Source organism: Streptomyces atratus (genome assembly GCF_900119365.1).
In the GTDB taxonomy this organism is placed as follows: domain Bacteria; phylum Actinomycetota; class Actinomycetes; order Streptomycetales; family Streptomycetaceae; genus Streptomyces; species Streptomyces atratus_B.
The window spans coordinates 129,330-152,931 of sequence record NZ_FPJO01000019.1 but is presented as its reverse complement, the minus strand read 5'-3'; the positions used below and the strand labels follow the sequence as shown (position 1 = coordinate 152,931).

The window sequence follows — 23,602 nt, the reverse complement described above, 5'->3', positions numbered from 1 at the left end:
GGTCGACTCAGTTTAACGAGCAGCCCGGAAACGCCCCGCTGATACCACATGGTGAGATGTCCCGCTCAGCACGTGATCATCGGCGTGTCGTCCGGACTGCTCGTACACGTCCTGCCCGCCGCGCGGGCCCGCACTCCCGCATGTGGTCCAGCCCACACGCCTGGCGGCCCGGGTCCACGATCCGGCGGCCCTCCCCCTCCAGCGTGGACCGGAACCCAGCCGTCCGCCCCTCGGGGGCCCCGCCATGCGCAAGCCGCTGGGCGCGAACCCCTGGACCGACATCGTCGGCCACCTGGACCCGGGCATTGCGGTGAACGCCTCGCGCCGGGGCACGGACGAGCTGTGGCGGGTGTCCCGCACGGACGACGGCGCACCACTGGGCTGCATGCGCGACGGTGACCTGCGGTGCGACGGGGGGTGAGAGCGGGGTGCGCGTATCGCCGCTACTGCACCGGCCGCAGCCCCAGCGGTCCCGCGATCTCCTCGGCCATGACGCGGCCGGCCTCCTCGGCCAGGTCGTCGTCGATGGTTTCCGAGTCGGTGTCCAGGCCGTCCAGTTCCTGGAGGGGCTGGTTGAGGCGGATGTGGGCGATCAGGGACTGGAGGGCGCGCAGGGTGGCGGAGGCGGTGGAGCCCCAGTTGGAGAAGTAGGAGAACTGCCACCACCACAGGGCCTCGGTGGTGCGGTCCTCCTCGTAGTGGGCCAGGCCGTGGCGCAGGTCGGTGACCAGGTCGGCCAGGTCGTCCGAGATCCGGGCCGGGACCGGGGCCTTGCGGGGCTCGTACGGGTCGAAGACCTCGGAGTAGACGTCGATCGGCTCCAGCAGGGCGGCGAAGCGCTCGCGCAGCCCGTCGGCGTCCGGCTCAGCGCCCAGGTCCGGCTCGTAGCGCTCGTCGGGGACGATGTCCTCGTACGCGCCGAGCCGGCCGCCGGCCAGCACGAGCTGGGAGACCTGGAGCAGCAGGACGGGGACGGCTTCCTCGGGCTCCGCGACCTTGGACACCTCGGTGACCGCGACGATGAACGTCTTGATCTGGTCGGCGATCTGGACGGCGAAGTCGTCCGGGTCCTGCGTGACGGAGTTCAGCGTGGCGTCAGACATCGAGGGGACCTCCCGTGGGCACGGTCGCGAACGGTGAGTAGAACATAGCGTCGCTGAACGTAAAGCCGCCGTGAGTCGCGGGAACGGTCGTGGAAACGGCCACCGGCTGAACATCGGGAGACGTGAAGGCGTCAGGCATCGAGAAGGCGTCAGACATCGAGCAGGCGCCTCCCCTCGAAGGCGCGGCCCAGGGTGACCTCGTCCGCGTACTCCAGGTCGCCGCCGACCGGCAGACCGCTGGCCAGCCTGGTGACCCGCAGGCCCATCGGCTTGATCATCCGCGCCAGGTACGTCGCCGTGGCCTCGCCCTCCAGGTTGGGGTCGGTCGCCAGGATCAGCTCCGTGATCGAACCGTCGGCGAGGCGGGCGAGCAGTTCGCGGATGCGCAGATCGTCCGGGCCGACGCCCTCGATCGGGCTGATCGCGCCGCCGAGCACGTGGTACCGGCCCCGGAACTCACGGGTCCGCTCGATCGCGACGACGTCCTTCGGCTCCTCGACCACACAGATCACCGACGGGTCCCGGCGCGCGTCCCGGCAGATGTTGCACTGCTCCTGCTGGGCGACGTTGCCGCAGACCGAACAGAACCGGACCTTGTCCTTGACCTCCAGGAGGGCATGGGCGAGGCGGCGCACATCGGTCGGCTCGGCCTGCAGGATGTGGAAGGCGATCCGCTGCGCGCTCTTGGGACCGACGCCGGGCAGCCTGCCCAACTCGTCGATGAGGTCCTGAACCACGCCTTCGTACAACGGGAACGCCTTCCTTTCCTGTTCTGTCCCGGGTGAGCCGAGTCCCGTCCCGGGTGGGCCGAGTCCTGTCCCGGGTGGGCCGAGCCGGAGGATTCAGCGGGTCAGAAGGGGAGACCGGGCATGCCGCCCAGGCCCTGGGCCAGCGGGCCCAGCTTCTGCTGCTGGAGCTGCTGCGCGTTCTCGTTCGCCGCCTGGACCGCGGCGACGACGAGGTCCGCGAGCGTCTCGGTGTCCTCCGGGTCGACCGCCTTCGGGTCGATCACCAGGTTGCGGAGCTCGCCGGAGCCGGTCACGGTCGCCTTCACGAGACCGCCACCCGCCTGGCCCTCGACCTCGGTCCTGGCCAGTTCCTCCTGGGCCGCGGCGAGATCCTGCTGCATCTTCTGGGCCTGCTGCAGCAGTTGCTGCATATTGGGCTGACCACCACCGGGAATCACGGTCACTCCTGGCATATCGACGACAAAATGTTTCGGTATGCCGAGCCTACGTGGTCACCGGGCGGCTCGCCCCACCCACTGGCGAGCAACTCTTTCGGGTGAGTTTCAGGCAGCCCTTGCCGGGCTCCTATACCTGATCACAGGCCTTGCACGCCCGGGAATACCGCGTTTTCTTCCCCATGGCCCACCATTCGGCGGTAGGAAGGGCATGCGCATCAGGACACCCAGGCCCACCGTTCGTCACGCAAAGTTACCTGTGCGGGACTGTCGGCCACGCCGGAGAGCAGTGAGCACCCCCGCCGCCTCGAAACACATCGCCACATCAGGCGTCGCTACGCAGAATGCAGAGGAGTACCCGGTGAGTCAGCCGGAGATGCAGCCCGAAGGGCCGCCCCGCAACGAGCCCGGCCCGGCCGGCTCGGACTCCCGCGCACGGGGCCGGGATCTGACCGGTACCCCGTTCCCGCTCGGCGACTGGGGCGAACCCGCCGACCGCCTCGACGAGCTGTACCGCTGGGTCGAGGCCGACGCGCTGCGCACCGCCGACTGGTATCTGAACGACCGGGTGTGGAAGCGGCGCGGGGCCAGGGCGCTGCGGATCGGCACCGCGATCGGGGCGGTCGCGGGCACCGCGCTGCCGCTGCTCGATCTGACCGGGGCGCTGCACGGGGCGGCGGGCTGGGGCTATCTGTCGCTGCTGCTGGGCGCCGCGAGCATGGCGTGCGACCGGTACTTCGGCCTCACCTCCGGCTGGATAAGGAATCTCGCCACCGCCCAGGCCGTGCAGCGGCGCCTCCAGGTGCTCCAGTTCGACTGGGCCTCGGAGTGTGTACGGGAGGTGCTCGGCCCGACCGAGGGGACGGCCAGCGAGGCGGCCGAGCGGTGCCTGGGGGTGCTGCGGCGGTTCTCGGAGGACATCACGGAGCTGGTGCGCACCGAGACCGCGGACTGGATGGTGGAGTTCCGGTCCGGCCCCGCGCCGATGGGGATGCAGGCGCTGTCGTCGGGCGGCGGCAGCGGTGGGCGTACGGACCACGGGGTGCTGTCGGGGCGGTTCCCGCTGCAGACGATGACCCGGCCGAACATGCCGCGCCAGCGCCCCCCGGAGTCCCCTCGGTGACCCCGCGGGCGCCTGTCCCCGAACGGGCGCCCGCGAGACGCCGGAGCCGGTCGGGGCCAAGGGCTGTCCTGTAATCCCTGGCGGGACAGCCCTCAGCTGAAGATGATCATTGAGCCCTGGGCGAGGCTGCGGGTGGCCGCCGCGTGCAGCCCCAGCCAGACGTGCCGCTCGCGGGCGAACGGGCTGTTGTCGTACGGGATCGGGGCCGCCGGTTCCTCCAGGGAGGTCGGTGCGGCGGGCGGCAGCGGGGCGGCCGGCGGGTTCGCCGGGTCGATGCCGATGGACGGGGCGACGTACTGCAGCTCCCGCAGCAGCCCGTGCGAGGAGCCGAGCGGACCGCCGCCCTCCAGCAGGTCGTCGCCGGAGAGCGGGGCGGCGAAGTCCAGCGGGACGTACGCCCCGGCGTGGTCGTAGTGCCAGACCAGGTGGGACTGACGGGCCGTCGCCTCGAACATCTCCAGCAACTGCTCGTAGTCCCCGCCCAGTTCGCCGACCGGTGTGACGGCGAGGCCGCTGAGCTGGAGCAGGAAGGCGCGGCGCAGGAAGTGCAGGGCGTCGTAGTCGAAGCCCGCGACCGGTGCGACGTCGCCCGTCAGCCCCGGCATGTAGGCGTACACGGGGACGGGCGGCAGTCCGGCCTCGCCCAACGCCTTGTCGTAGACGGCTATCTCTTCGGCGAACGGGTTGTCGGGGCTGTGGCACAGCACATCGACGAGGGGAACCAGCCACAGGTCACAGGCCACGAAGTCTCGCTCTCCCACGGTGCGCAGCGGATGTTCAAGATGGTCGGGACAGCGTAATGCGGTGGGCGCGTTGCGCACAGTGGCCGTCGGCGGGCGGGGCCTGTCCGGCGGGGCGGAGCGGGGGTTACGACTGCGCCGTCCCGGGGTCCGGGGCCTCTCCGGCCGGCCGGCCGCCGCGCCGCGGATGTCCGAGCTCCCCGGCCGCGAGCCGGTCCGCCCAGTTCAGCGCGTGGGTCCTGTAGTCGTCTAATACCGCGCGCACCGCGCCGTGTTCGCCGAGTGTGACCGCCGCGACGAGGTCCTGATGGCCGTGCCAGAGCCAGTCCCGGGCGGCCGCTTCGTGGCGCAGGTACGGCACCGCGAACACCCAGGCCTGGACGCGCAGTCGGTGCAGGAAGTCGTTGATGTACGTGTTGCCCACGAGCGCGCCCAGCTCGCGCCAGAACCGCAGGTCGTAGCCGATGAGGATGTCGAGGTCGCCGCCCCGCGCCGCCCGTGCGGCCTCCTGGGCCCTGCGGCGTACGGAGACCAGGCAGTCCCGGTACCCCACCCGCTGCACGGTCGAGAGCCCGGCGCCGAAGAAGATGCCTCGGACGACTCCGTCGATGACCAGGGAGCGGGCCTCGACCAGGGAGCGGTAGTCGGCGACGGTGAACTCCCGTACCCGGAAGCCCCGGTGCTGGTCCGATTCCAGCAGCCCCTGCGCGGAGAGGTCGAAGAGCGCCTCGCGCACCGGTGTCGCCGATACGCCGTACTGCTCGGCGATCTGCTTGACCGTGAACTCCCGCCCCGGCTGCAGACGCCCGGCGAGCACCTCGTCACGCAGCGCGTCCGCGATCTGCTGCCGCAGCGTACTGCGGGTCACAGCTCCGCTCGCGCACATGGCGCCCCTCCCCATTCTTTTGCCTGCGGTCACCTTAAGCCAGGGCCGCTGTGCCCGGATCCGGGCAGGGGAGGGGCGCGTCGCACTTTCGGACAGCGCTACCGGCTGTGCTGCCGGGCCGCGCGGGCCCGGACCGCATGGGTCCGGGTCACGCGGGTCCGGGTCACGCTGTGTGTTCGTCCGCGACCGACAGCGCCGCGTCGAGAGCTGCGAGGCCCTCCTTGGCCTCGGCCTCGGTGACGTTGCAGGCCGGAACGGCGTGCGTGCGGTTCATGTTGATGAAGGGCCACAGGCCGTTCTTCTTGGCCGCGGCGCCGAAGGCCGCCATCGGCGCGTTGGCCTCGCCCGTCGCGTTGTACGGGACCAGCGGCTCGCGGGTCTCCTTGTTGCGGACCAGGTCCAGCGCCCAGAACGCGCCGAGGCCGCGGACCTCGCCGACCGACGGGTGGCGCTCGGCGAGTTCGCGCAGGCCGGGGCCGAGAACGGTCTCGCCGATGTGGGCGGCGTGCTCGACGACCTTCTCGTCCTCCATCACGTGAATGGTGGCGACGGCCGCCGCGCAGGCCAGCGGGTGACCGGAGTAGGTCAGTCCGCCCGGGTAGGCGCGAGTCTCGAAGGTCGCGGCGATCTCGGCACTGATCGCGACCCCGCCGAGCGGTACGTAGCCGGAGTTGACGCCCTTGGCGAAGGTCATCAGGTCCGGCACCACGTCGAAGTGGTCGGCGGCGAACCACTTGCCGGTGCGGCCGAAACCGGCCATGACCTCGTCGAGGATGAAGACGATGCCGTACCGGTCGCAGATCTCGCGGACGCCCGCGAGGTAGCCGGGCGGCGGCGTCATGATGCCCGCGGTGCCGGGGATCGTCTCCAGGATGATCGCGGCGATGTTGCCGGCGCCCTCGAAGGCGAGGGTGTCCTCCAGGTGCTGGAGCGCGCGGGCGCACTCCTCGGCCTCGGTCTCGGCGTGGAACGGCGAGCGGTAGAGGAACGGCGCCCAGAAGCGGACGACGCCCGCCGAGCCGTTGTCGGACGGCCAGCGGCGCGGGTCACCGGTCAGGTTGATCGCGGTGGAGGTGGCGCCGTGGTACGAGCGGTAGGCGGAGAGCACCTTCGAGCGGCCGGTGTGCAGCCGGGCCATCCGGACGGCGTTCTCGACGGCCTCGGCACCGCCGTTGGTGAAGAAGATCTTGTCCAGGTCACCGGGGGTGCGCTCGGCGATGAGGCGTGCGGCCTCGGAGCGCGCCTCGATCGCGAACGCGGGGGCGAAGGTGGCGAGCTTGCCCGCCTGCTCCTGGATCGCGGCGACGACGGTGGGGTGCTGGTAGCCGATGTTGGTGTAGACGAGGCCGCTGGTGAAGTCCAGGTAGCGGTTGCCGTCGTAGTCCCAGAAGTACGCCCCCTCGGCGCCGGCGACGGCGAGCGGGTCGATCAGGCCCTGGGCGGACCAGGAGTGGAACACGTGCGCGCGGTCGGCGGCCTTCACGGCCGCACCGGCAGCGGGGTCGACATGCGGGGCATGCGGGGCATGAGGGGTCATGCGGCGAGCGTAGGCCGCACGGGAGCGGCCCGACATGGCCACCTTGTATGGCGTGGGGCGCTTTGGTGAGCAGGGTGTCGGGTTGTCGGCATACGGGCCGGCGCGGGGCAGGCAGGAATGCGAGGCGTGGTAGGCGGTGGGATGGCCGCAACCGGAATCACTTGACATCATATTGCCATCATGACAGCATGTTGACATGCCCTCGTGGTCGCCCGTGATCACTCGCGGTCACTCGTGATCATCCCGGAGCGAGGCCGACGGGGCAGTTCCGCCGAGGAGGCGCCATGACCGACACCCGCAGGACCGTGCACCTGGCCGTGTACGACACCCTCGCCGACTGGGAGACCGGACACACCACCGCCCATCTCGCCCGGGGCGGCTTCACCGTGCGGACGGTCGGCCCCACCACGGACCCCGTCACCACCATGGGCGGGCTGCGCGTCCTGCCCGACCTCGCGCTCGCGGACCTGCGCCCCGAGGACAGCGCGCTCCTGATGCTCCCCGGCGCCGGCCTCTGGGACTCCGGTGACACGCTCGCCCCCTTCGCCCGCGCGGCCCGCGGCTTCCTGGACGCCGGGGTGCCGGTCGCCGCGATCTGCGGCGCGACGGCGGGCCTGGCCCGCGAGGGCCTGCTCGACGAGCGCACGCACACGAGCGCGGTCTCCTTCTACCTCACGGCCACGGGGTACAGGGGCGGCGGGAGTTACGTCGACACGGACGCGGTGACGGACGGCGACCTCATCACGGCCGGGCCCACCGAACCGGTCGCGTTCGCCCGCGAGGTCTTCGCCCGGCTCGGGGTGTACGAGGGCGAGCAACTGGACGCCTGGTACCGGCTGTTCCACGACTCGGACGCAGCCGCCTACGAGATCCTGAGCGCCGGCTCATGAGCCAGGAACCCGCGAACCGGAACTCAGCGAGCCAGGAACCCGCGAACCGGGAGCTGTTGAGCCGTACCGCTCTCGGCGTCTTCCGGCTCAATGGCCAATTCCTCTCCGTTTCGGAGCGGTTGGCCAGGCCCGCCGGACTCACCGCCGCCTGGTGGCAGGTCCTCGGGGCCGTGCTCCGCGAGGACCTGCCCGTCTCCGGGATCGCCCGCACCATGGGCATGACCCGGCAGGGCGTGCAGCGCGTCGCCGACCTGCTGGTCGGCAAGGGCCTCGCCGAGTACGTACCCAACCCCGCCCACCGCCGCGCCAAGCTGCTGCGCCCCACCGACGAGGGACGCGCCGCGGTCCGGCGCATCGATCCCGGCCACACCGCGCTCGCCGCCCGGCTCGCCGCCGAGCTGGGCGAGGAGCGGTTCGCGGAGACCGTACGGGTGCTGGATCAGTTGTCCGTCGCCATGGAAGCCGTTGCCGAGGAGTAGTCGCCCTCCGGGGCCCGTCCCTCCCGGGACGGGTCTTCTTCGCGTTCCCGGCCGAAGCCGCAACCGGCCCGGCCGCGCGCTGCGTGGATCCCTATGATCGAACGAGCCACGCCAGGCACCGCTCAGTTCAATCCCGGGGGAAGGACGTTCAGCGCCATGCAGAGCCTGACGCCACAGGATCCGCGCGCCATCGGCGCGTACCGGCTGCTGGGCCGGCTCGGCGCCGGCGGCATGGGCCAGGTCTACCTGGCCCGGTCCGACCGCGGCCGCACCGTCGCGATCAAGCTGGTACGCGGCGAACTCGCCGAGCAGCAGGAGTTCCGCGACCGGTTCCGCCACGAGGTACGTGCCGCCCGCCAGGTCGGCTCCGCCTGGACGGCTCCGGTGCTGGACGCCGACACCGAGGCCGCCGTGCCCTGGGTCGCCACCGGGTACGTCGCCGGCCCCTCGCTGCACGCCACCGTCACCGGCCGCCCGCGCACCCCCGAGGGAGCGGCCTCCGGCGCGTACGGCCCCCTGCCCGAGCGTTCGGTCCACATCCTGGGGGCCGGTCTCACCCACGCCCTCCAGGCCATCCACACCGCCGGGATCGTCCACCGCGACCTCAAGCCCTCCAACATCCTGCTGACGATCGACGGGCCGCGCGTCATCGACTTCGGCATAGCCCGGGCACTCGACACCATGACCGGGGGCGGCGTCACCCGCACCGGGGATCTGGTCGGATCGCCCGGTTTCATGGCGCCCGAGCAGGTGCGGGGCGAGCGGGTTACCCCGGCGTGCGACGTGTTCTGTCTCGGCTCGGTACTGGCGTACGCCTCGACCGGCCGGCTCCCGTTCGGGGCGTCCGACAGCGGCGCGGCCGCGCAGATGTTCCGGATCGCGAAGGAGGACCCGGACCTGACCGGCGTCCCCGTGGTCCTCGTCGAACTGATCCGGGACTGCCTGCACAAGGACCCGGCCGCCCGCCCGACGACGGACGCGATCCTGGAGCGCCTGGCCGACGGCGACACGGCGGAACCCTGGCTCCCGGGCGCACTGATCGCCCAACTGGGGCGCCATGCGGTGGAGTTGCTCGACTCGGAGGACCCGGAGGAGGTGGCGGCGGCCGGGCAGGCCCCCGTACCGGACCCGGCGCCCCCGACGCCCACGCCTCCCGCGACCCCCACGGACTACCCCCTGCACCCGCCGTCCCCGGCGGTCGGCGCCCCGACCCCGACCCCGACCCCGCCCCCGGTCACCGCCCCGGCACCGCACGGAGCCCCCGCCTACGGCTACCCGTCGCTGCCCGCACAGCCACACCCCGGCCAGGGCTTCGGCCCCGCGCAGAGCCAAGCCGGTTACGGATATCCGCCGCAGCAGCAACAGCCTTACCAGCAGCCCGGGTTCGGCCCAACGCCCCCGTACGGCCCCGCCTTCCCCACCGCCCCGCAGCCCGATCCCGAACCCGCCCGCCGCGGCAGGGGTTCGACCATCGCGCTCGTCGCCGTCGCCGTCCTCGTGGCCATCGGCGCGGGCGGCTCCGTCTACGCGCTCATGAACGGCAAGACGCCGGGCCCCACCGGCTCCCCGTCCGCCTCGGGCTCCTCGGGCTCCTCGGGCGCCTCGACCGGCGAACCGTCGTCGCCGGCCCCCTCCCCGAGTGCCGGCCAGAAGAACGGCGACGGCCCCATCCCCTCCGGCTACATAGGCACCTGGTCCGGCTCCATCGACAACGCGGCCGGCCACTCCACCCGGAAACTCGTCATCCAGCAGGGCAAGGTCGGCCAGAGCGTCCTCACCCTCACCGCGGACGGCCCGCTCGACACCGGCGGCTCCTACCACTGCGTCTTCCGGGCGAGCCTGTCCTCGGAGCCCTCCCAGGGCGGCCCGGTCGAGATCGGCCCCTCCACGGTCACGGCGGGCGAGCCCATGACGTCCTGCACCCCGGGCGGCGCCACCACGCTCACCCTCCTCCCGGACGGCACCCTGCGCCGCGAGAACAACGACAGCGGAAAGAAGCTCACGTACACCAAGGACCAATAGCGGGCCGGACCCTCAACCCAGCAGCGCGGACGCCGCGTTGAGCAGCAACAACGCATGGACGAACCTGCCCGGCACGGTGGTCGGTACCTCGCAGGGTGCGCCCGTCGTCGCAACGCCAGCCCACGTCCGGGACTCCAAGGTGCCCGAAGGCCCCACCTTCGCGGTTGCCCCCGGCGCCTGGGCGACGTTCCTCACCTGGGCGAACCGACCATTCGCGGGGTCGGAGGCGTCCGGCCCCGCAAATGTGTACGACTTGTGGACGCCATGACATACCCTGCGTTCCTGGGCCGCACCCCCTGACTCATCTCCGGGTGCCATGCGGCCCTCTCTTACCGTGGGGGTAAATCATTTTGCGTACGCGCAGAATCTCGACCGCGACCTCGCTCGCGGTTCTCTTCAGCTCAGTGGTTCTGGTCGGCGGGGCGGCGAATCCGGCCTCTGCCGACTCCTCCAGGATTCTTCCCGCCGCTTCCGTCGGCGACGTCGTCGCGGACGGCGTGCACAAGCGGGTCTTCATCAGTGACCCGACCAGTGGCAAGGTCCTCGCCACCGACTACAGCGGCAACGTCGTCGGGACCATCCCGTCGCTGCCCGGCGTGACCGGCCTCGAACTCTCCGCCGACTCCGGCACGTTGTACGCGGGGGTGCGCGGCGCCGACGCCATCGCGGCGATCGACACCTCCGCCCTGGTGGAGTCCGCCCGTTACGCGACCGGCGCGGACACCGAGCCCGCCTACCCGGCGCTGGCGGGCGGCAAGCTCTGGTTCGGCTACGGGGCGGCGGCCGAGGGCAACATCGGGTCGATCGACCTGTCCGGTGCCGAGCCCGTCGTCACCCTGGGCCAGGAGCCGGACAGCACCTGGTACTCGGCCCCGACCCTGGCGTCCGCGCCGGGCGCCCCGGGCACGCTGGCCGCCGGGGCCGAGGGGCAGAACCCCGTCCAGCTGGCCGTGTACGACGTCGCCTCGGGGACGGCCACGCGCACCGCGCAGCTCCGCACCGGCGGCAGCAACCTGCACGACCTGGCGCTGACCCCGGACGGCTCGCAGGTCGTGGTGGCCAGCGGGGCCCCGTACCACCACCAGGTGTACCGGACGTCCGACCTCACGCCCGGGACCTCGTACCCCTCCGACGCGTACCCCAACGCCGTCGACATCGCGCCGGACGGCACGGTCGCCGCGGGCATCGACGGCTGGTACGAGCCGGACGTGTACGTCTACAAGCAGGACACCACCAAGCCGATCCGGACGTACGACTTCCCCAACACCGGGACCAACAGCGGATCGGACGTCCTGGTGCCGGCCGGGCTGGCCTGGGCACCGGACACCAGCCGGCTCTTCGCGGTCACCGAGAACAGCGCGGGCGTCCGTTCGCTGCGGGTGCTCACCGACGCCGTGAAGTCCCCGACCACCGTCACGGTGAACGCCCCGGAGAAGTCGGCGCTCGACAAGAAGCTGACCGTCACCGGACGGGTGAAGTCCGCGGGCGCCTTCCCGGCGGGCACGAAGGCCACGGTCACACGCACCGACATCGAGTCGCCCAAGGGCAAGGCGCTGCCCTCGGTGACGCTCAAGTCGGACGGCAGCTTCTCCTTCGCCGACACCCCGACCGCGGGCGGCCAGGTCACCTACAAGGTGTCGTACGCGGGCGACGCGACCCACTCGGCGGCCTCCGGCTCCGACAAGGTCGCCGTTTCCCGGACGGCCACCTCGCTGACCCTGAACCACAACAAGGCGCTGTACTCCTACGGCGCCGATGTGTCGTTCACCGCGCACCTCGGCAAGACGTACAAGAACCGCACCGTCGAGCTGTGGGTGGACCCGTTCGGGTCGGACAAGCCCAACAAACTGGTGAAGACCGGCAAGGTCAGCTCCAAGGGCAACCTGTCGACCACGGTGGACATGACCCGGGACACCACCGTCACCGCGATCTTCAAGGGCGACGGCCGGTACGCCCCGAAGAAGGTCACGTCGACCGCGTTCGCCAAGGTCAAGGTCTCGACCTCCGTCTCCAAGCAGTACAGGACGGCGAAGATCGGCAAGACGTCGTACCGGTACTTCCACAAGAAGACCGACCCGGTCTTCACGACGACGATGACGTACTACAAGAACCGCTCGCACAAGCTGTCCCTGGAGCTCTACTACCAGGGCAAGTGGTACGACGCGGGCTCGCAGTACTTCAAGCTCGGCACCAGCGGGAAGTCCCTCGTGACTCTGCAGGGCACCCATGACACGGGCTACCGGATGCGCGTCCGCGCCTCGTACGTCAATGGCACCTCGGGCGACACGGTGAACTCCACCACGCACGGCGCCTGGCAGTACTTCATCTTCACGAAGTAGCCACGCCGGCAGGCGGGGCGAAGGGTGCGGGGCCGGGCGGATCGCCCGGCCCCGCACCCCTGTCCGCACCGGTCAGCCCAGCAGTTCGCGCAGCCGGAGCACCTGTCGCTCCGCGGTGCCGGGTGGGTTCCTGGGGTGCGCCGGATCCTCGGCGCAGAGGACGAACAGCCAGGCCAGCGCCGGCAGTCGGCGGCATTCCCGCAGCCGGGTGCGTTCCTGGGCGGTCAGGTCGAAGCAGGCGAGGAAGCAGCCAGGCCATGCCCTCTCTCAGGGCTTCGCGCACAGCCGTCCCGGCAGCCGGTGGCGGGCCCTGCCCGTGCTGGGTGCGCAGCCGCGCGTGCGCTGCGCTCAATACGGAATTCCATGGCGGCGGCCTCTCCCGGTCGGCTCCGATCACGGTCGTGATCGCGAGCCGACACTGGGGGCCGCCGCTGACAGCGGAGGAAGAACGGTTGCGGCCGACGCGACAGCGGCCACCCCCGTGAGCCGCTGCTGTCGCCCCCGTACCCCTCCCCCGAGGGTGCCGCAACCGTGTTCGGACTCTAGGTCCTCGGGTAGGTACTCGAAAGCTTCAATTCGCACTGTGTGGGCCGCGGCGGGTATCAGTCCGCACAATCAAACCGGTACCCTGCATTCCGGTTTTTGGGCAGGAGTGGAGGATTCGTGCACGCGCGGGAACGGGCCGATGACGTACTGCGGATGTACCGACTGGCCCGGTCCGGCGGGTCGCGCGAGCTTCTGCACTGGGTGTCCGGCCGGGCGGCGGGCTGGGCCGGGCTGCTCGACGGGGACGGCACCGTGCTGCACGGCGTGACCCGCAGCCCGGACGGTACGGGCGTCGAGGCGGCCGCTCTGGCGGGTGAGTACGCGAAAGGCCTGTCGGGGCTCGACGCGCGTTCCTTCGCCTTCGACCGGGGCCCGCACACCGCGCTGCTGTTCCCGCTGGACGGACCGCCGGACGCCGCCGCCCCGATCCTCGCCGTGGTCGCACCGCGCCCGTTGCCGGACGGGCTCGCCATACTGCTCTCCGACGTGGCGATGCCGCTCGCCATGTGCTGGGCCGCGGAGGCCGTGGAACGCAAGCGGCGCCGCGTCGACCTCGCGGAGTCCCGCAGCCGGGAGGCGGTGCTGCATCTGCTCATGACGGGGCAGCTGTCCATCGCGCACCAGGTGGCGGGCGCCCTGAAGCCCACCCTGCCCGACCCCGTCCGGCTGTACGTCGTGGAGTGCCCGGCCGGCCGCCGGGACGAGGTGGCCCGGATCTGCACGGAACTCTCCGGCGGGCGGTCCTGGATCGTCCGCTGCCCGGTCTACGCGCGCCATCTGATCCTCGTCGTGCCGGCGGACGCGGACGCGGCCGAACAGCGGCTCGGCCTCCGGGTCGCCGAGGTGGTGACCGAGTGCGTCGTGGGGGTGAGCGAGGACGTGCCGCTGCCCGACACGGCGACCGGCTACCGCCAGGCGTTCCACGCGCTGGCCGTGGCCCGGGGGCTGCCGGACCGGCATGCCCGCTTCGGCTCGGCTCCGGACCCGGCCGTGGCCGCCGGGGCGGCCGGCGCGCGGTGGGCGGACGAGCTGCTGCACCCGTTGCTCACGTATCTGCCCCGGCGCAGCCAGGACCCGGGCAGCCAGGAACTCGGGGCGACGCTCGCCTCCTGGCTCGCATTCTCCTCGCACGCGACCCAGCACCTGAAGATCCACCGGAACACCCTGGCCGCCCGGCTCCGGCTGATCGGCGAACTGCTCGGCCTCGACCTGAACCGGGTCGGCGACCAGGCCGCCCTCGACCTCGCCCTGCGCATCCGCGCCACCCCCACCGGCGCGGGAAAGGCCCGCCGGGACGAGAGGACGGCCCGGCCGCCCCTCGGCCTGGACGACATCCTGCGCGACCCGGCCGTGCGGGAATGGGCGGTCCAGCAACTGCGCCCGCTCACCGGGCCCGACGCCCCCAGAAGCGCCGCCGACCCGCAGGACACCCTCCGTGCATGGCTGCGCTGCGAAGCCCAACTCACCCAGACGGCAGAGGCGTTGGGCATTTCGGTGCCGGGCGTCCGCAAGCGCCTCACCCGGCTCGAATCGGCGCTCGGCCGCTCACTGCTCCAGGCGCCCAGCGCCCGTTACGACCTGTGGCTCGCCTTCCGGTCCCTGGACGCCGCGGGAGCGGACACCGCCCGGTGAACCGAAGAGGGGGCGCGTCCGGCCGGAACCGGACACGCCCCCGTCGGGTGGGGGGGTCCACAACCGCGGACCCACGGAATGCGAGTCAGCAGCTCAGATTGGAGCCAGGCGTGGTGCCGAGGATCGATACGAACGCCTGGTAGCGGTCGATACGGCTCTGGACCTGGGCGGGGTTGCCGCCGTTGCACTCCAGGGAACCGTTGATGGAGCGGATCGTCTCGCCGAATCCCGCGCCGTTCACCATGGCGTTGTGGGCGGTCATGGTGCCGGGGCCGTTCTGGGTGTTCCAGTACCAGAGGCCGGTCTTCCAGGCGACCGAGGCGTTCTGCTCGACCAGGTACGGATTGCCCAGCAGATCGATGCCGAGGGCATCACCGGCGGCCTTGTAGTTGAAGTTCCAGCTGAGCTGGATCGGCCCGCGGCCGTAGTACGCGGACTGGCCGGCCGGGCAGCCGTAGGGCTGGCTGCTGTCGCAGTAGTGCGGGTAGTTGGACGTGTTCTGCTCGACCACGTACACCAGACCGCCCGTCTCGTGGCTGACGTTGGCGAGGAACGCCGCCGCCTCCTGGCGCTTGACGGTGTCGCTCCCGGTGTTCGCGAAGCCCGGGTAGGCGCTCAGGGCCGCGGTCAGTCCGCTGTACGTGTAGAACGGATTCCGGTTCGGGAACATCTGGTTGAACTGCGCCTCGCTGACGACGAAGCCGGACGGGGTGCCCGGGTCCGTGCCGCCACCGCCGCAACTTCCCTGGTCCGCCCAGACGTCGGAGCTGCCGGGGGTCTCGTTCTGGGTCCACCACTTGGCGGTCCAGTTGTGTCCGTTGTAGGAGGCCGATCCGCCGCCGGTGTAGACGGACGAGGAGTTCCAGGGTGCCGCGCAGTCGGCTGCCGCGGCGGTGGTGGCGGGGAGAACGACGACCATTGCGACGACCGCGCCCAGCGCGGCCAGCAGGCCCATGATGCGTCTGATCATGCGATCACTCCTTCGGTGCGGCGCAACGAGCCGGACGGTGCACCGCCATGGGGGGCTGACGGTCACTCAAGCGTCGCTGGTCTGAACCTGTCAAGGTCTGGACCAAGGAGGGAAACTTTCCCGACGGAGCGCTCACAGGCGGGCCGACGGCGCGTTCACGCCACCGAACCCGCCCTCAACAGGGGGAATCCCGGAAGGAGTTCATCCGGATCATGCGCCGCAGCGCCGACGGGTCCGAAGGTAAAACCTCCGGACCCGTCCAGCATGCGGTACGCCGGACCCGGCCGGCCCGGTGGCGGTCCGTCAGCAGCCCAGCCGGGAGCCCTGTGCCGTGCCGAGGATGCCGGTGATCCGTTCGTGCGTGGCGACCCGGGCCACGACCGAGGCCGCTCACTCCTTCGACAGGGCACGCCGAACACCTCGGCGGGCCGCCTGGACGTCCCGCCACTCAGAACCCAATGATCTGAACCTGTCAACGCGCTCCGGAAGGACGGACCGCCAGGAGCGCCAGAACACCGACGGCCGGAACGCCGAGAGGGCCGGGACTCGTCGTCCCGGCCCTCCTGGTGTTCGCCGCTCCTAGAGGAAGGAGTTGATCTCGATGGTCTCGGTGCGGCCGGGGCCGACACCGATCGCGGAGATCGGGGCGCCGGACATCTCCTCCAGCGCCTTCACGTACGCCTGCGCGTTCTTCGGCAGGTCACCGAAGGTCTTGGCCTTCGTGATGTCCTCGGACCAGCCCGGCAGCATCTCGTAGACCGGCTTCGCGTGGTGGAAGTCGGTCTGGCTGTACGGGAGCTCCTCGACGCGCTTGCCGTCGATCTCGTACGCCACACACACCGGGATCTGCTCCCAGCCGGTCAGCACGTCCAGCTTGGTGAGGAAGAAGTCGGTGAGACCGTTGACCCGGGTCGCGTACCGCGCGATGACCGCGTCGAACCAGCCGCAGCGACGGTCGCGGCCGGTGGTGACACCGCGCTCGCCACCGATCCGGCGCAGCGCCTCGCCGTCCTCGTCGAGCAGCTCCGTCGGGAACGGGCCCGCGCCGACGCGGGTGGTGTACGCCTTGAGGATGCCGATGACCCGGCTGATCTTCGTCGGGCCCACGCCGGCACCGGTGCAGGCGCCGCCCGCGGTCGGGTTCGACGAGGTGACGAAGGGGTACGTGCCGTGGTCGACGTCGAGCAGCGTGCCCTGACCGCCCTCGAAGAGGACGACCTTGCCCGCGTCGATGGCGTCGTTCAGGACCAGCGTCGTGTCGGCGACGTACGGCTTGATCTGCTCCGCGTACTGGAGCATCTCCTCGACGATCTTGCCGGACTCGATGGCACGGCGGTTGAAGACCTTGGCGAGGAGCTGGTTCTTCTGCTCCAGGGCCGCGTCGACCTTCTGCTCCAGGATCGACTCGTCGTAGAGGTCCTGGACGCGGATGCCCACCCGGTTGATCTTGTCGGCGTACGTCGGGCCGATGCCGCGACCGGTCGTGCCGATCTTGCGCTTCCCGAGGAACCGTTCCGTCACCTTGTCGATCGTGACGTTGTACGGGGTGATCAAATGGGCATTGCCGCTGATCAGCAGCTTGGACGTGTCCACGCCGCGGTCGTTCAGCCCACTCAGCTCGGAGAGCAGGACGGCCGGGTCGACGACGACACCGTTTCCGATGACCGGGGTACATCCCGGCGAAAGGATTCCGGAGGGGAGGAGATGCAGTGCGTACTTCTGGTCACCTACGACCACCGTATGGCCGGCGTTGTTGCCGCCTTGGTAACGCACCACATAGTCCACGGATCCACCGAGGAGGTCGGTGGCCTTTCCCTTGCCCTCGTCACCCCACTGAGCACCGAGCAGCACAAGTGCGGGCACAGGCGTACACCCCTTCCGGGCGGGGCATGTCCAAGGTCAGGGGGCGTACGTAAACGTCGTACATGCCGTACGACGATGTACGACAAGGCCTGAACCGTCGAACCGGGTGCCCCGGAATAGACGAAGCCCCTGGCGCAATAGCGCAAGGGGCTCTTGCACCAAGATGCTACCCGAGGAAGGACCGAGGTGTCGGCTGCCCAGCCCCCCGGCGACGGTGCGCACCAGCTGCTGGTGGTCATCGACCCGGTCGCCCGCCGGACCGACGGCGAGTCCGTTCGTATCGCGAAGGACGTGCTGAGCGCCGGTTCGCACGCCAAGATCTGCCTGCCCGACGGGCCCGAGGAATTCGCCCGGGCCCTGTCCCGCCGGGGCAGCCGGCGGCCGGTGGTGGTCGGCGACGACCGCGCGCTGCGGCGGGCGGTGGCCCAGCTGCACCGGGAGCGCGAGCCGGCCGGGAGCGCGCTCTCACTGATCCCGGTCGGCACCGCGGCCGCGCTGGAACTCGCGCATTCGCTCGGCGTGCCGATGGGCGCGGTGGCGGCGGCGCGCACCGCGCTGGACGGTGCCGCGCGCAAGCTCGACCTGCTGGTCGACGACAGCGACGGCGTGGTCCTGGGCGCGCTGCACATCCCGGCGCTGAGCGCGCTGCCGGGCGCGTCGGCCGCGCACACGGGGGTCACGGCGGTCTGGGACACCTGCCGCAACCTGGTCCGCACCCTGGTGCGCCCCGCCCCGCAGACGCCCGCCGCCCCGCCGCCCACGCACCGGCTGCGGGTCGAGGCCGACGGCGTCCTGCTGAACGGTCTGGACCGCCCGGTCGAATCGGTGACCGTGACCGCGCAGGGCGGCGACGGGGGCCTGGCGGAGGTGGTGATCCGCCCGCCGTCGGCCGATCCGGTGACGGCGGAGGCGAAGGCCGTCACGGTCTCGGGCGCGGACTTCCGCTACCGGGCGGACATACAGGTCGGCGGCCCGGTGCGGACGCGGACCTGGACGGTGCGGGCGGGGGCCTGGGGACTGATGCTGCCGGTGGACGAGGGATAGCCTCCGGCCGAGGTGCGGATGAGAAGGATGTCGGACGTCTCGGGGAACGCGGACAGACCGGGCCCGGACGGGGGCGGGACGGGCGACGGGGAGGCGGCCGCGGGTGTGGCCGGGGCGGGACAAGTGCCCCTGGGCGGGGCTGCCCGCGCCTGCCGGGACCGCCGAGCTGCGCGGGTGGCTCGACGAGGAGCCGGTGGTCGTCGCCTGGATCGAGGGGCGGCCGTACTGGCCGCAGGACCCGTACCAGAGCATCGATCCGTCCGGCCCCGAGGCCCTCGGGGCGCTGACGGAGATGGTCCCGGGCCCGATGTGACGGTCCCGAGAACGGCCCCGTGCGCCCGTCAGGCGTTCGCGCGCCCGTCGCGGGCCGGGAGGCCGAGCGTCTTGCGGTGCTCGTGCCAGCGGTCCATCATCCCGACCAGCTCGGCCTGCAGGAACTCGAAGAACGCCACCGTCTCGGCGATCCGGGCGCCGGCCGGGGTGTCCTCGCCCAGGATGCGGACGCCTTCCTTGAGGGTGCTCTCCCAGCGGGTCAGCACCCGGTCGCGGCTGGCGAAGGTGGCGAACCAGACCTCGTCGAGCAGGCGGTAGCGGTCGCGGCGCGAGCCCGGGTCGCGTTCGCGGCCGACCATGCTGACCTGCGTGAGGTAATTGACCGCGCCGGACACGGCCGCCGGGCTGATCTGCAGCGCCACGGCGAGCTCGGCGGAGGTCATGGAGCCGTCGTCGTCCGCGAGGAGCGCGGCGAAGACCCGGGACGCCATCCGCTGCATCCCCGCCTCGGTCATCTCGGACGCGAACCGCTCCACGAACCGCGACACGGCCTCCGCGTCACGCCCGGAGCTCATGCTCTGTCCGGTTGCGCCGGTCTCGGTTTCGCTGGTCATCGCCCGATCGTCTCCCCTGTTTTCCCGGCCCCCGCCGTAACGCCAACTTTATACGCTTCCTTAACTTCACAAATTTGTGAAAGTAGCGTACGTTCAAAAAACATGACGAAGGCAATCACGGTGGCCGGACTGCACAAGTCGTTCGGTCGGACACACGCGCTGGACGGGCTCGACCTCACCGTCGAGGCCGGCGAGGTCCACGGCTTCCTCGGGCCCAACGGCTCCGGGAAGTCCACCACCATCCGGGTGCTGCTGGGGCTGCTGCGGGCCGACTCCGGCGCCGCCCAGCTGCTCGGCCGCGACCCGTGGCGCGACGCGGTGGAGCTCCACCGCAAGGTCGCCTACGTCCCGGGGGACGTCACGCTGTGGCGCAACCTCTCCGGCGGTGAGGTGATCGACCTGTACGGGAGCCTGCGCGGCGGCCTCGACCGGACCCGGCGCGCCGACCTCGTCGACCGGTTCGAGCTCGACCCGACCAAGAAGGGGCGTACGTACTCCAAGGGCAACCGCCAGAAGGTCGCGCTCGTCGCCGCCTTCGCCTCCGATGTCGATCTGCTGATCCTGGACGAACCCACCAGCGGGCTCGACCCGCTGATGGAGGAGGTCTTCCAGGACTGTGTCGCCGAGGAGCGTGCGCGCGGGCGGACGGTCCTGCTCTCCAGCCACATCCTCAGCGAGGTCGAGACGCTCTGCGACCGGGTCAGCATCATCCGCCAGGGGCGGACGGTGGAGACCGGATCGCTGGCCGACATGCGCCATCTGACGCGTACGAACATCAGCGCCGAGCTGGCCGGCCCACCCAACGGGCTCGCCCGTCTGCCCGGCGTCCACGACCTCGAAGTCCAGGGCCTGCGGGTCACGCTCCAGGTCGACACGGACAAGCTGGACGCCGTACTCAAGTCGCTCACCGCCTCGGGCGTACGGACCCTGACCAGCACCCCGCCCACGCTGGAGGAGCTCTTCCTGCGCCACTACGCGACCGACGCGGCGGACGCGCCCGGGAGCGGCGAGGACGCGGAGGTGGCGGCGCGATGACCGCCGTGACCACGACCGCCCCGGCCGACGCCCGGCGCCGGACCCGGGCCGCGACCGGGCAGCTCGCCGGGACATGGACCCTGCTGCGGCTCGCGCTGCGGCGCGACCGCGTCATGCTGCCGATCTGGGTGCTCGCCCTCGGCGGCTCCTTCTCCTCCGTCGGCAGCTCCATCGCCTCGCTGTACGACACCGCCGCCCAGCGCGCCGAACTCGCCGCGTCGATGAACGGCAACAGCTCGCTCCGGGCGATGTACGGACCGGTCTTCGACGACTCGGTCGGCGGGCTCGTGAGCTGGCGAATGGCCGCCTTCGGGGCGGTGCTGGCCGCCGTGATGAGCCTGATCGTCGTCATCCGGCACACCCGGGAGGAAGAGGAGACCGGCCGCCAGGAGATGCTCTCCGCCGCGATGGTGGGGCGCCGCGCCCCGCTGACCGCCGCGCTCCTCACCGCGTTGATCGCGAACGGGGCCCTGGCACTGGTGGTCGCGGCGGGCCTGGCGGGGGCCGGCGCGGGCGGCGCCGGGGCGGTGGCCCTCGCCCTGGCGGTCGCCGGGACGGGTGTGCTGTTCGCCTGCACGGCCGCGATCGCCGCGCAGTTCACCGAGAGCGCCCGGCTCGCCAAGGGGCTGACGGCGGCGGTGATCGGTGCCGCGTTCGTCCTGAAGGCGGCGGGCGACTCGGCGGCGGACGACGGCTCGTCCGTGCTGACCTGGCTCTCCCCCATCGGCTGGGCGGAGAACGTACGGGCGTATGCGGACGAGCGCTGGTGGGTGCTGCTCGTCCTCGCGGCGGCCGTGGCGGTCCAGGCCGTCCTCGCTTACGCCCTGGCCGGGCGGCGCGATGTCGGCATGAGCTTCCTGGCCACGAGACCGGGGCCCGCGCAGGGGCGGATCGCCACGGCGTTCGGTCTCGCGCTGCGGCTCCAGCGCGGTGCGCTGACCGGGTGGACGCTCTCCTTCGCCGTGGTCGGTGTCGCCTTCGGCGGGCTGACCGGTGGGGCGGCCGATCTCGTCGGTGACAACGCGAAGACCCGGGAGATCTTCGAGCGGATGGGCGGACAGGCCGGCCTGACCGACGCGTTCCTCGCCGCGATGGTCTCCGTCCTCGGGATGGTCGCGGCGTTGTACATCGTCGCGTCGGTGCTGCGGCTGCACGGCGAGGAGACCGCCGGGCGCGCCGAGCCGGTGCTGGCGGGCGCGGTGAGCCGGACCGGGTGGGCGGCCGGTCATCTGGTCATCGCGTTCGGCGGCGCGGCCCTGCTCATGACGGCCGGCGGCCTCGGCCTGGCCGTCGGCTACGGCCACGAACTTCCCGCCGTGCTCGGGGCGTCGCTGGTGCAGCTGCCGGCGATCTGGCTGCTGGGCGGGGTGACGGTCCTGCTGTACGGGGCGTTCCCGAAGGCGGCGGTGGCGGCCTGGGGCGTCGCCGGGATCTGTCTGGCCCTGGGGTGGCTCGGGCCCGCCGTCGACATGCCGCAGGCGGTGATGGGCGTATCGCCGTTCACGCACCTGCCGAAGCTGCCGGGCGGCACGGGAATGGAATGGGGCCCGGTGCTCACGCTCACCGCCGTCGCGGCGGTGCTGGTCGGGGCCGGAGTGGGGGCGCTGCGCAGGCGCGATGTCCTGAGCTGACGGTGGCGCGGGGGCAGGGAGCCCCGGCGGGTGCAACCCCGCCGCGGTGCCCCTGCGTCACTCCGTTCGTGGAGAACCGAAACGAAGCCGTCCGTGGGATCGCCGGATGCCTGGTCGTCGCCGCGGGCGGGATCGCCGGAATGCTCGCCTGGGCGCCGTACGGCAGGCATGGCATCTTCAGCGGCTTCGAGGGCGCGACGGAGTGGAACGTGCTCTGGCTCGGGCTGCCGGTCATGACGCTCGGCGGCATCACGGCCGGGCTCACCCTCGTCGCCCTCGCGGGGCGGAAGTGGCGGCGGGCGCTCGGGGCGGCGGCTGTGCTCGCCGCCCTCACCGGCTTCGGGGTGGCCTTCGACGTACTGGAAGGCCCGCCCCTGGCCTGCGGACCGGGATGCTGAGCGCCGGACGCCCGGTGGGCCGGGGCCCCGGCCCACAGCCTCGTCACAGCTCCACGCGGAGTTCCTTCAGCCCCCTGATCACATAGCCCGGGTTCCACTCCGGTTCGGCCGCCAGCCGCATGCCCGGGGCGCGGCGCAGCAGCTCGCCGAAGGACGCGGCCAGTTCGACCCGGGCCAGCGGGGCGCCCAGGCAGAAGTGGATGCCCGCCCCGAAGGTGATGTGCGGGTTGTCCCGCCGGGCCAGGTCCAGCGTGTCCGGGGCGGTGAAACGGGCCGGGTCGCGGTTGGCGGAGCCGAAGAGCAGGGCCACCTCCGAGCCGCGCGGAATGACCGTCCCGTCGATCTCGATGTCGTCCAGCACCCAGCGCTCGAACATCTGCAGCGGGGTGTCGTACCGCATCAGCTCCTCGATCGCCGTCGGCAGCAGCCCGTGGTCGGCGCGCAGCGCGGCCAGCTGCTCGGGGTGGCGCAGCAGGGTCCACCAGCCGTTCACGGTGGTGTTGACGGTCGCCTCGTGGCCGGCGTTCAGCAGCAGCACACAGGTGGAGATCATCTCCTGCTCGCTCAGCCGCTCCCCCTCGTCGTGGGCGGCGATGAGCGCGGAGATCAGATCCGTGCCGGGGTTCTTGCGCCGCTCCTCGATCAGCTCGCGCAGATACGCGGAGAAGTCGAGCGAGGCGCGGACGGCGGCGCGGGCGGTCTCCTCGGACGGGTTCAGTTCGAACATCCCGCAGATCGCCGCGGACCAGGGCCGCAGCGGGGCCCGGTCGGACTCCGGGATGCCGAGCATCTCGGCGATGACGGCCACCGGCAGCGGCTCGGCGACCGCCGTGAGCAGATCGCCGCCGCCCGCCTCGACGAAGGAGTCGACCAGCTCGGCGGCCAGCCGCCGCACGGTCGGGACGAGCCGCTCGACCGTACGCGGGGTGAACGCCTTGGAGACCAGGCGCCGGATCCGGGTGTGGTCGGGGGTCTCCAGGTCGAGGAGACCCTGCCCGTTGAGGGTGTGGAAGGGCTCGTGCCCGGCGGGCGGCGGTGTGCGGCCGAACTCCTCGTGGGTGAAGCGGTGCAGATACGTGCGGCCCAGACGGCGGTCGCGCAGCAGCGCGGACACATCGGCGTGGTGCGGGACGAGCCACTGGTCGGTCGGCTCGAAGCGGTGCACCCGGCCGGTGGCGCGCAGCGCGGCGTAGGCGGGGTACGGGTCGGCGACGAAGGCCGGGGACCAGGGGTCGAAGCGGGCATCGGCCGCGGAACGGTGAGACGGGTGCATAGGCGGACGCTAACCGCACCC

23 protein-coding genes are annotated in these 23,602 nt (G+C 71.7%); 13 read left to right on the top strand and 10 right to left on the bottom strand.

Annotation, left to right across the window (positions count from 1 at the left end):
- Positions 1-244 precede the first annotated feature (244 nt).
- Complete coding sequence (locus tag BT364_RS41745; protein ID WP_177328243.1) at positions 245-421, top strand: hypothetical protein; 177 nt, start codon at positions 245-247, stop codon at positions 419-421.
- A gap of 22 nt (positions 422-443) precedes the next feature.
- Here the strand turns inward: BT364_RS41745 and BT364_RS27330 are convergent, their stop codons facing one another.
- The 3 genes from BT364_RS27330 to BT364_RS27320 form a co-directional block, all read right to left on the bottom strand.
- Positions 444-1,103, bottom strand: coding sequence for a DUF5063 domain-containing protein (locus tag BT364_RS27330; protein WP_072487888.1), 660 nt, complete (start codon positions 1,101-1,103; stop codon positions 444-446).
- 149 nt (positions 1,104-1,252) lie between these two features.
- Complete coding sequence (recR, locus tag BT364_RS27325; protein WP_072487887.1) at positions 1,253-1,852, bottom strand: recombination mediator RecR; 600 nt, start codon at positions 1,850-1,852, stop codon at positions 1,253-1,255.
- Positions 1,853-1,953: 101 nt separating this feature from the next.
- On the bottom strand, positions 1,954-2,289 hold the full coding sequence (locus tag BT364_RS27320) for a YbaB/EbfC family nucleoid-associated protein (RefSeq protein ID WP_072487886.1): 336 nt from the start codon (positions 2,287-2,289) through the stop codon (positions 1,954-1,956).
- A 373-nt stretch (positions 2,290-2,662) separates the two neighbouring features.
- Between BT364_RS27320 and BT364_RS27315 the strand changes: the two genes are divergently transcribed.
- On the top strand, positions 2,663-3,409 hold the full coding sequence (locus BT364_RS27315) for an SLATT domain-containing protein (RefSeq protein ID WP_072487910.1): 747 nt from the start codon (positions 2,663-2,665) through the stop codon (positions 3,407-3,409).
- 92 nt (positions 3,410-3,501) lie between these two features.
- Here BT364_RS27315 and BT364_RS27310 read toward each other — a convergent pair whose 3' ends face one another.
- The 3 genes from BT364_RS27310 to BT364_RS27300 form a co-directional block, all read right to left on the bottom strand.
- Positions 3,502-4,152, bottom strand: a complete 651-nt coding sequence (locus BT364_RS27310; RefSeq protein WP_072487885.1) for a hypothetical protein — start codon at positions 4,150-4,152, stop codon at positions 3,502-3,504.
- A 124-nt stretch (positions 4,153-4,276) separates the two neighbouring features.
- Positions 4,277-5,035 (bottom strand): GntR family transcriptional regulator, encoded by a 759-nt coding sequence (locus BT364_RS27305; RefSeq protein ID WP_072487884.1) that lies wholly within the window; start codon positions 5,033-5,035, stop codon positions 4,277-4,279.
- A gap of 163 nt (positions 5,036-5,198) precedes the next feature.
- Positions 5,199-6,572 (bottom strand): aspartate aminotransferase family protein, encoded by a 1,374-nt coding sequence (locus BT364_RS27300; RefSeq protein ID WP_072487909.1) that lies wholly within the window; start codon positions 6,570-6,572, stop codon positions 5,199-5,201.
- A gap of 284 nt (positions 6,573-6,856) precedes the next feature.
- Between BT364_RS27300 and BT364_RS27295 the strand changes: the two genes are divergently transcribed.
- From BT364_RS27295 to BT364_RS27270, 6 genes are all read left to right on the top strand, one after another.
- On the top strand, positions 6,857-7,462 hold the full coding sequence (locus BT364_RS27295) for a DJ-1/PfpI family protein (protein WP_072487883.1): 606 nt from the start codon (positions 6,857-6,859) through the stop codon (positions 7,460-7,462).
- Complete coding sequence (locus BT364_RS27290; protein WP_072487882.1) at positions 7,459-7,941, top strand: MarR family winged helix-turn-helix transcriptional regulator; 483 nt, start codon at positions 7,459-7,461, stop codon at positions 7,939-7,941. Before BT364_RS27295 ends, BT364_RS27290 begins: the two co-directional genes overlap by 4 nt.
- Before the next feature lie 156 nt (positions 7,942-8,097).
- Positions 8,098-9,963, top strand: coding sequence for a serine/threonine-protein kinase (locus BT364_RS27285; protein WP_072487881.1), 1,866 nt, complete (start codon positions 8,098-8,100; stop codon positions 9,961-9,963).
- A 76-nt stretch (positions 9,964-10,039) separates the two neighbouring features.
- A complete protein-coding gene (locus tag BT364_RS43335; protein WP_371268655.1) occupies positions 10,040-10,231 on the top strand; it encodes a DUF397 domain-containing protein in 192 nt (63 codons plus the stop codon).
- A gap of 82 nt (positions 10,232-10,313) precedes the next feature.
- On the top strand, positions 10,314-12,302 hold the full coding sequence (locus BT364_RS27275) for a YncE family protein (RefSeq protein ID WP_072487880.1): 1,989 nt from the start codon (positions 10,314-10,316) through the stop codon (positions 12,300-12,302).
- A 699-nt stretch (positions 12,303-13,001) separates the two neighbouring features.
- Complete coding sequence (locus BT364_RS27270; RefSeq protein ID WP_177328247.1) at positions 13,002-14,480, top strand: PucR family transcriptional regulator; 1,479 nt, start codon at positions 13,002-13,004, stop codon at positions 14,478-14,480.
- A gap of 85 nt (positions 14,481-14,565) precedes the next feature.
- Here BT364_RS27270 and BT364_RS27265 read toward each other — a convergent pair whose 3' ends face one another.
- Together BT364_RS27265 and BT364_RS27260 are read right to left on the bottom strand one after the other, a co-directional pair.
- Entirely contained in the window at positions 14,566-15,450 is an 885-nt protein-coding gene (locus BT364_RS27265) for a glycoside hydrolase family 19 protein (RefSeq protein ID WP_072487878.1), read from the bottom strand.
- Between the two features lie 579 nt (positions 15,451-16,029).
- Entirely contained in the window at positions 16,030-17,313 is a 1,284-nt protein-coding gene (locus BT364_RS27260) for an adenylosuccinate synthase (protein WP_072487877.1), read from the bottom strand.
- 186 nt (positions 17,314-17,499) lie between these two features.
- On the opposite strand from BT364_RS27260, the gene BT364_RS27255 reads away from it, so the two are divergent.
- Entirely contained in the window at positions 17,500-18,357 is an 858-nt protein-coding gene (locus BT364_RS27255) for a diacylglycerol kinase family protein (protein WP_072487876.1), read from the top strand.
- A gap of 103 nt (positions 18,358-18,460) precedes the next feature.
- Positions 18,461-18,670, top strand: coding sequence for a hypothetical protein (locus BT364_RS27250; protein ID WP_072487875.1), 210 nt, complete (start codon positions 18,461-18,463; stop codon positions 18,668-18,670).
- A gap of 28 nt (positions 18,671-18,698) precedes the next feature.
- Here BT364_RS27250 and BT364_RS27245 read toward each other — a convergent pair whose 3' ends face one another.
- The gene (locus tag BT364_RS27245; protein ID WP_072487874.1) at positions 18,699-19,244 is read right to left on the bottom strand and encodes a GbsR/MarR family transcriptional regulator; all 546 of its coding nucleotides are present in this window, start codon (positions 19,242-19,244) and stop codon (positions 18,699-18,701) included.
- 102 nt (positions 19,245-19,346) lie between these two features.
- On the opposite strand from BT364_RS27245, the gene BT364_RS27240 reads away from it, so the two are divergent.
- The 3 genes from BT364_RS27240 (at position 19,347) to BT364_RS27230 (ending at position 22,308) form a co-directional block, all read left to right on the top strand.
- Positions 19,347-20,279 carry an ABC transporter ATP-binding protein gene (locus tag BT364_RS27240; RefSeq protein WP_072487873.1) on the top strand — a complete coding sequence of 311 codons (933 nt, stop codon included), beginning with the start codon at positions 19,347-19,349 and terminating at the stop codon, positions 20,277-20,279.
- Positions 20,276-21,910: an ABC transporter permease gene (locus tag BT364_RS27235; protein ID WP_072487872.1), complete on the top strand. Its 1,635-nt coding sequence runs from the start codon at positions 20,276-20,278 to the stop codon at positions 21,908-21,910. Before BT364_RS27240 ends, BT364_RS27235 begins: the two co-directional genes overlap by 4 nt.
- Before the next feature lie 68 nt (positions 21,911-21,978).
- On the top strand, positions 21,979-22,308 hold the full coding sequence (locus tag BT364_RS27230) for a hypothetical protein (RefSeq protein WP_072487871.1): 330 nt from the start codon (positions 21,979-21,981) through the stop codon (positions 22,306-22,308).
- 43 nt (positions 22,309-22,351) lie between these two features.
- On the opposite strand, the gene BT364_RS27225 is transcribed toward BT364_RS27230, so the two are convergent.
- Complete coding sequence (locus tag BT364_RS27225) at positions 22,352-23,581, bottom strand: cytochrome P450 (RefSeq protein ID WP_072487870.1); 1,230 nt, start codon at positions 23,579-23,581, stop codon at positions 22,352-22,354.
- Between the last annotated feature and the right edge of the window lie 21 nt (positions 23,582-23,602).

Excerpts from the sequence above, each read along its gene's own strand:
- BT364_RS27315 (WP_072487910.1), top strand. The coding sequence starts at position 2,663 with ATGCAGCCCGAAGGGCCGCCCCGCAACGAGCCCGGCCCGGCCGGCTCG.
- BT364_RS41745 (WP_177328243.1), top strand. The coding sequence starts at position 245 with ATGCGCAAGCCGCTGGGCGCGAACCCCTGGACCGACATCGTCGGCCAC.
- BT364_RS27235 (WP_072487872.1), top strand. The coding sequence starts at position 20,276 with ATGACCGCCGTGACCACGACCGCCCCGGCCGACGCCCGGCGCCGGACC.
- BT364_RS27225 (WP_072487870.1), bottom strand. The coding sequence starts at position 23,581 with ATGCACCCGTCTCACCGTTCCGCGGCCGATGCCCGCTTCGACCCCTGG.
- BT364_RS27295 (WP_072487883.1), top strand. The coding sequence starts at position 6,857 with ATGACCGACACCCGCAGGACCGTGCACCTGGCCGTGTACGACACCCTC.
- BT364_RS27265 (WP_072487878.1), bottom strand. The coding sequence starts at position 15,450 with ATGATCAGACGCATCATGGGCCTGCTGGCCGCGCTGGGCGCGGTCGTC.
- BT364_RS27240 (WP_072487873.1), top strand. The coding sequence starts at position 19,347 with ATGACGAAGGCAATCACGGTGGCCGGACTGCACAAGTCGTTCGGTCGG.
- BT364_RS27290 (WP_072487882.1), top strand. The coding sequence starts at position 7,459 with ATGAGCCAGGAACCCGCGAACCGGAACTCAGCGAGCCAGGAACCCGCG.
- BT364_RS27285 (WP_072487881.1), top strand. The coding sequence starts at position 8,098 with ATGCAGAGCCTGACGCCACAGGATCCGCGCGCCATCGGCGCGTACCGG.
- BT364_RS27330 (WP_072487888.1), bottom strand. The coding sequence starts at position 1,103 with ATGTCTGACGCCACGCTGAACTCCGTCACGCAGGACCCGGACGACTTC.
- BT364_RS27270 (WP_177328247.1), top strand. The coding sequence starts at position 13,002 with ATGTACCGACTGGCCCGGTCCGGCGGGTCGCGCGAGCTTCTGCACTGG.
- BT364_RS27300 (WP_072487909.1), bottom strand. The coding sequence starts at position 6,572 with ATGACCCCTCATGCCCCGCATGCCCCGCATGTCGACCCCGCTGCCGGT.
- BT364_RS27245 (WP_072487874.1), bottom strand. The coding sequence starts at position 19,244 with ATGACCAGCGAAACCGAGACCGGCGCAACCGGACAGAGCATGAGCTCC.
- BT364_RS27305 (WP_072487884.1), bottom strand. The coding sequence starts at position 5,035 with ATGTGCGCGAGCGGAGCTGTGACCCGCAGTACGCTGCGGCAGCAGATC.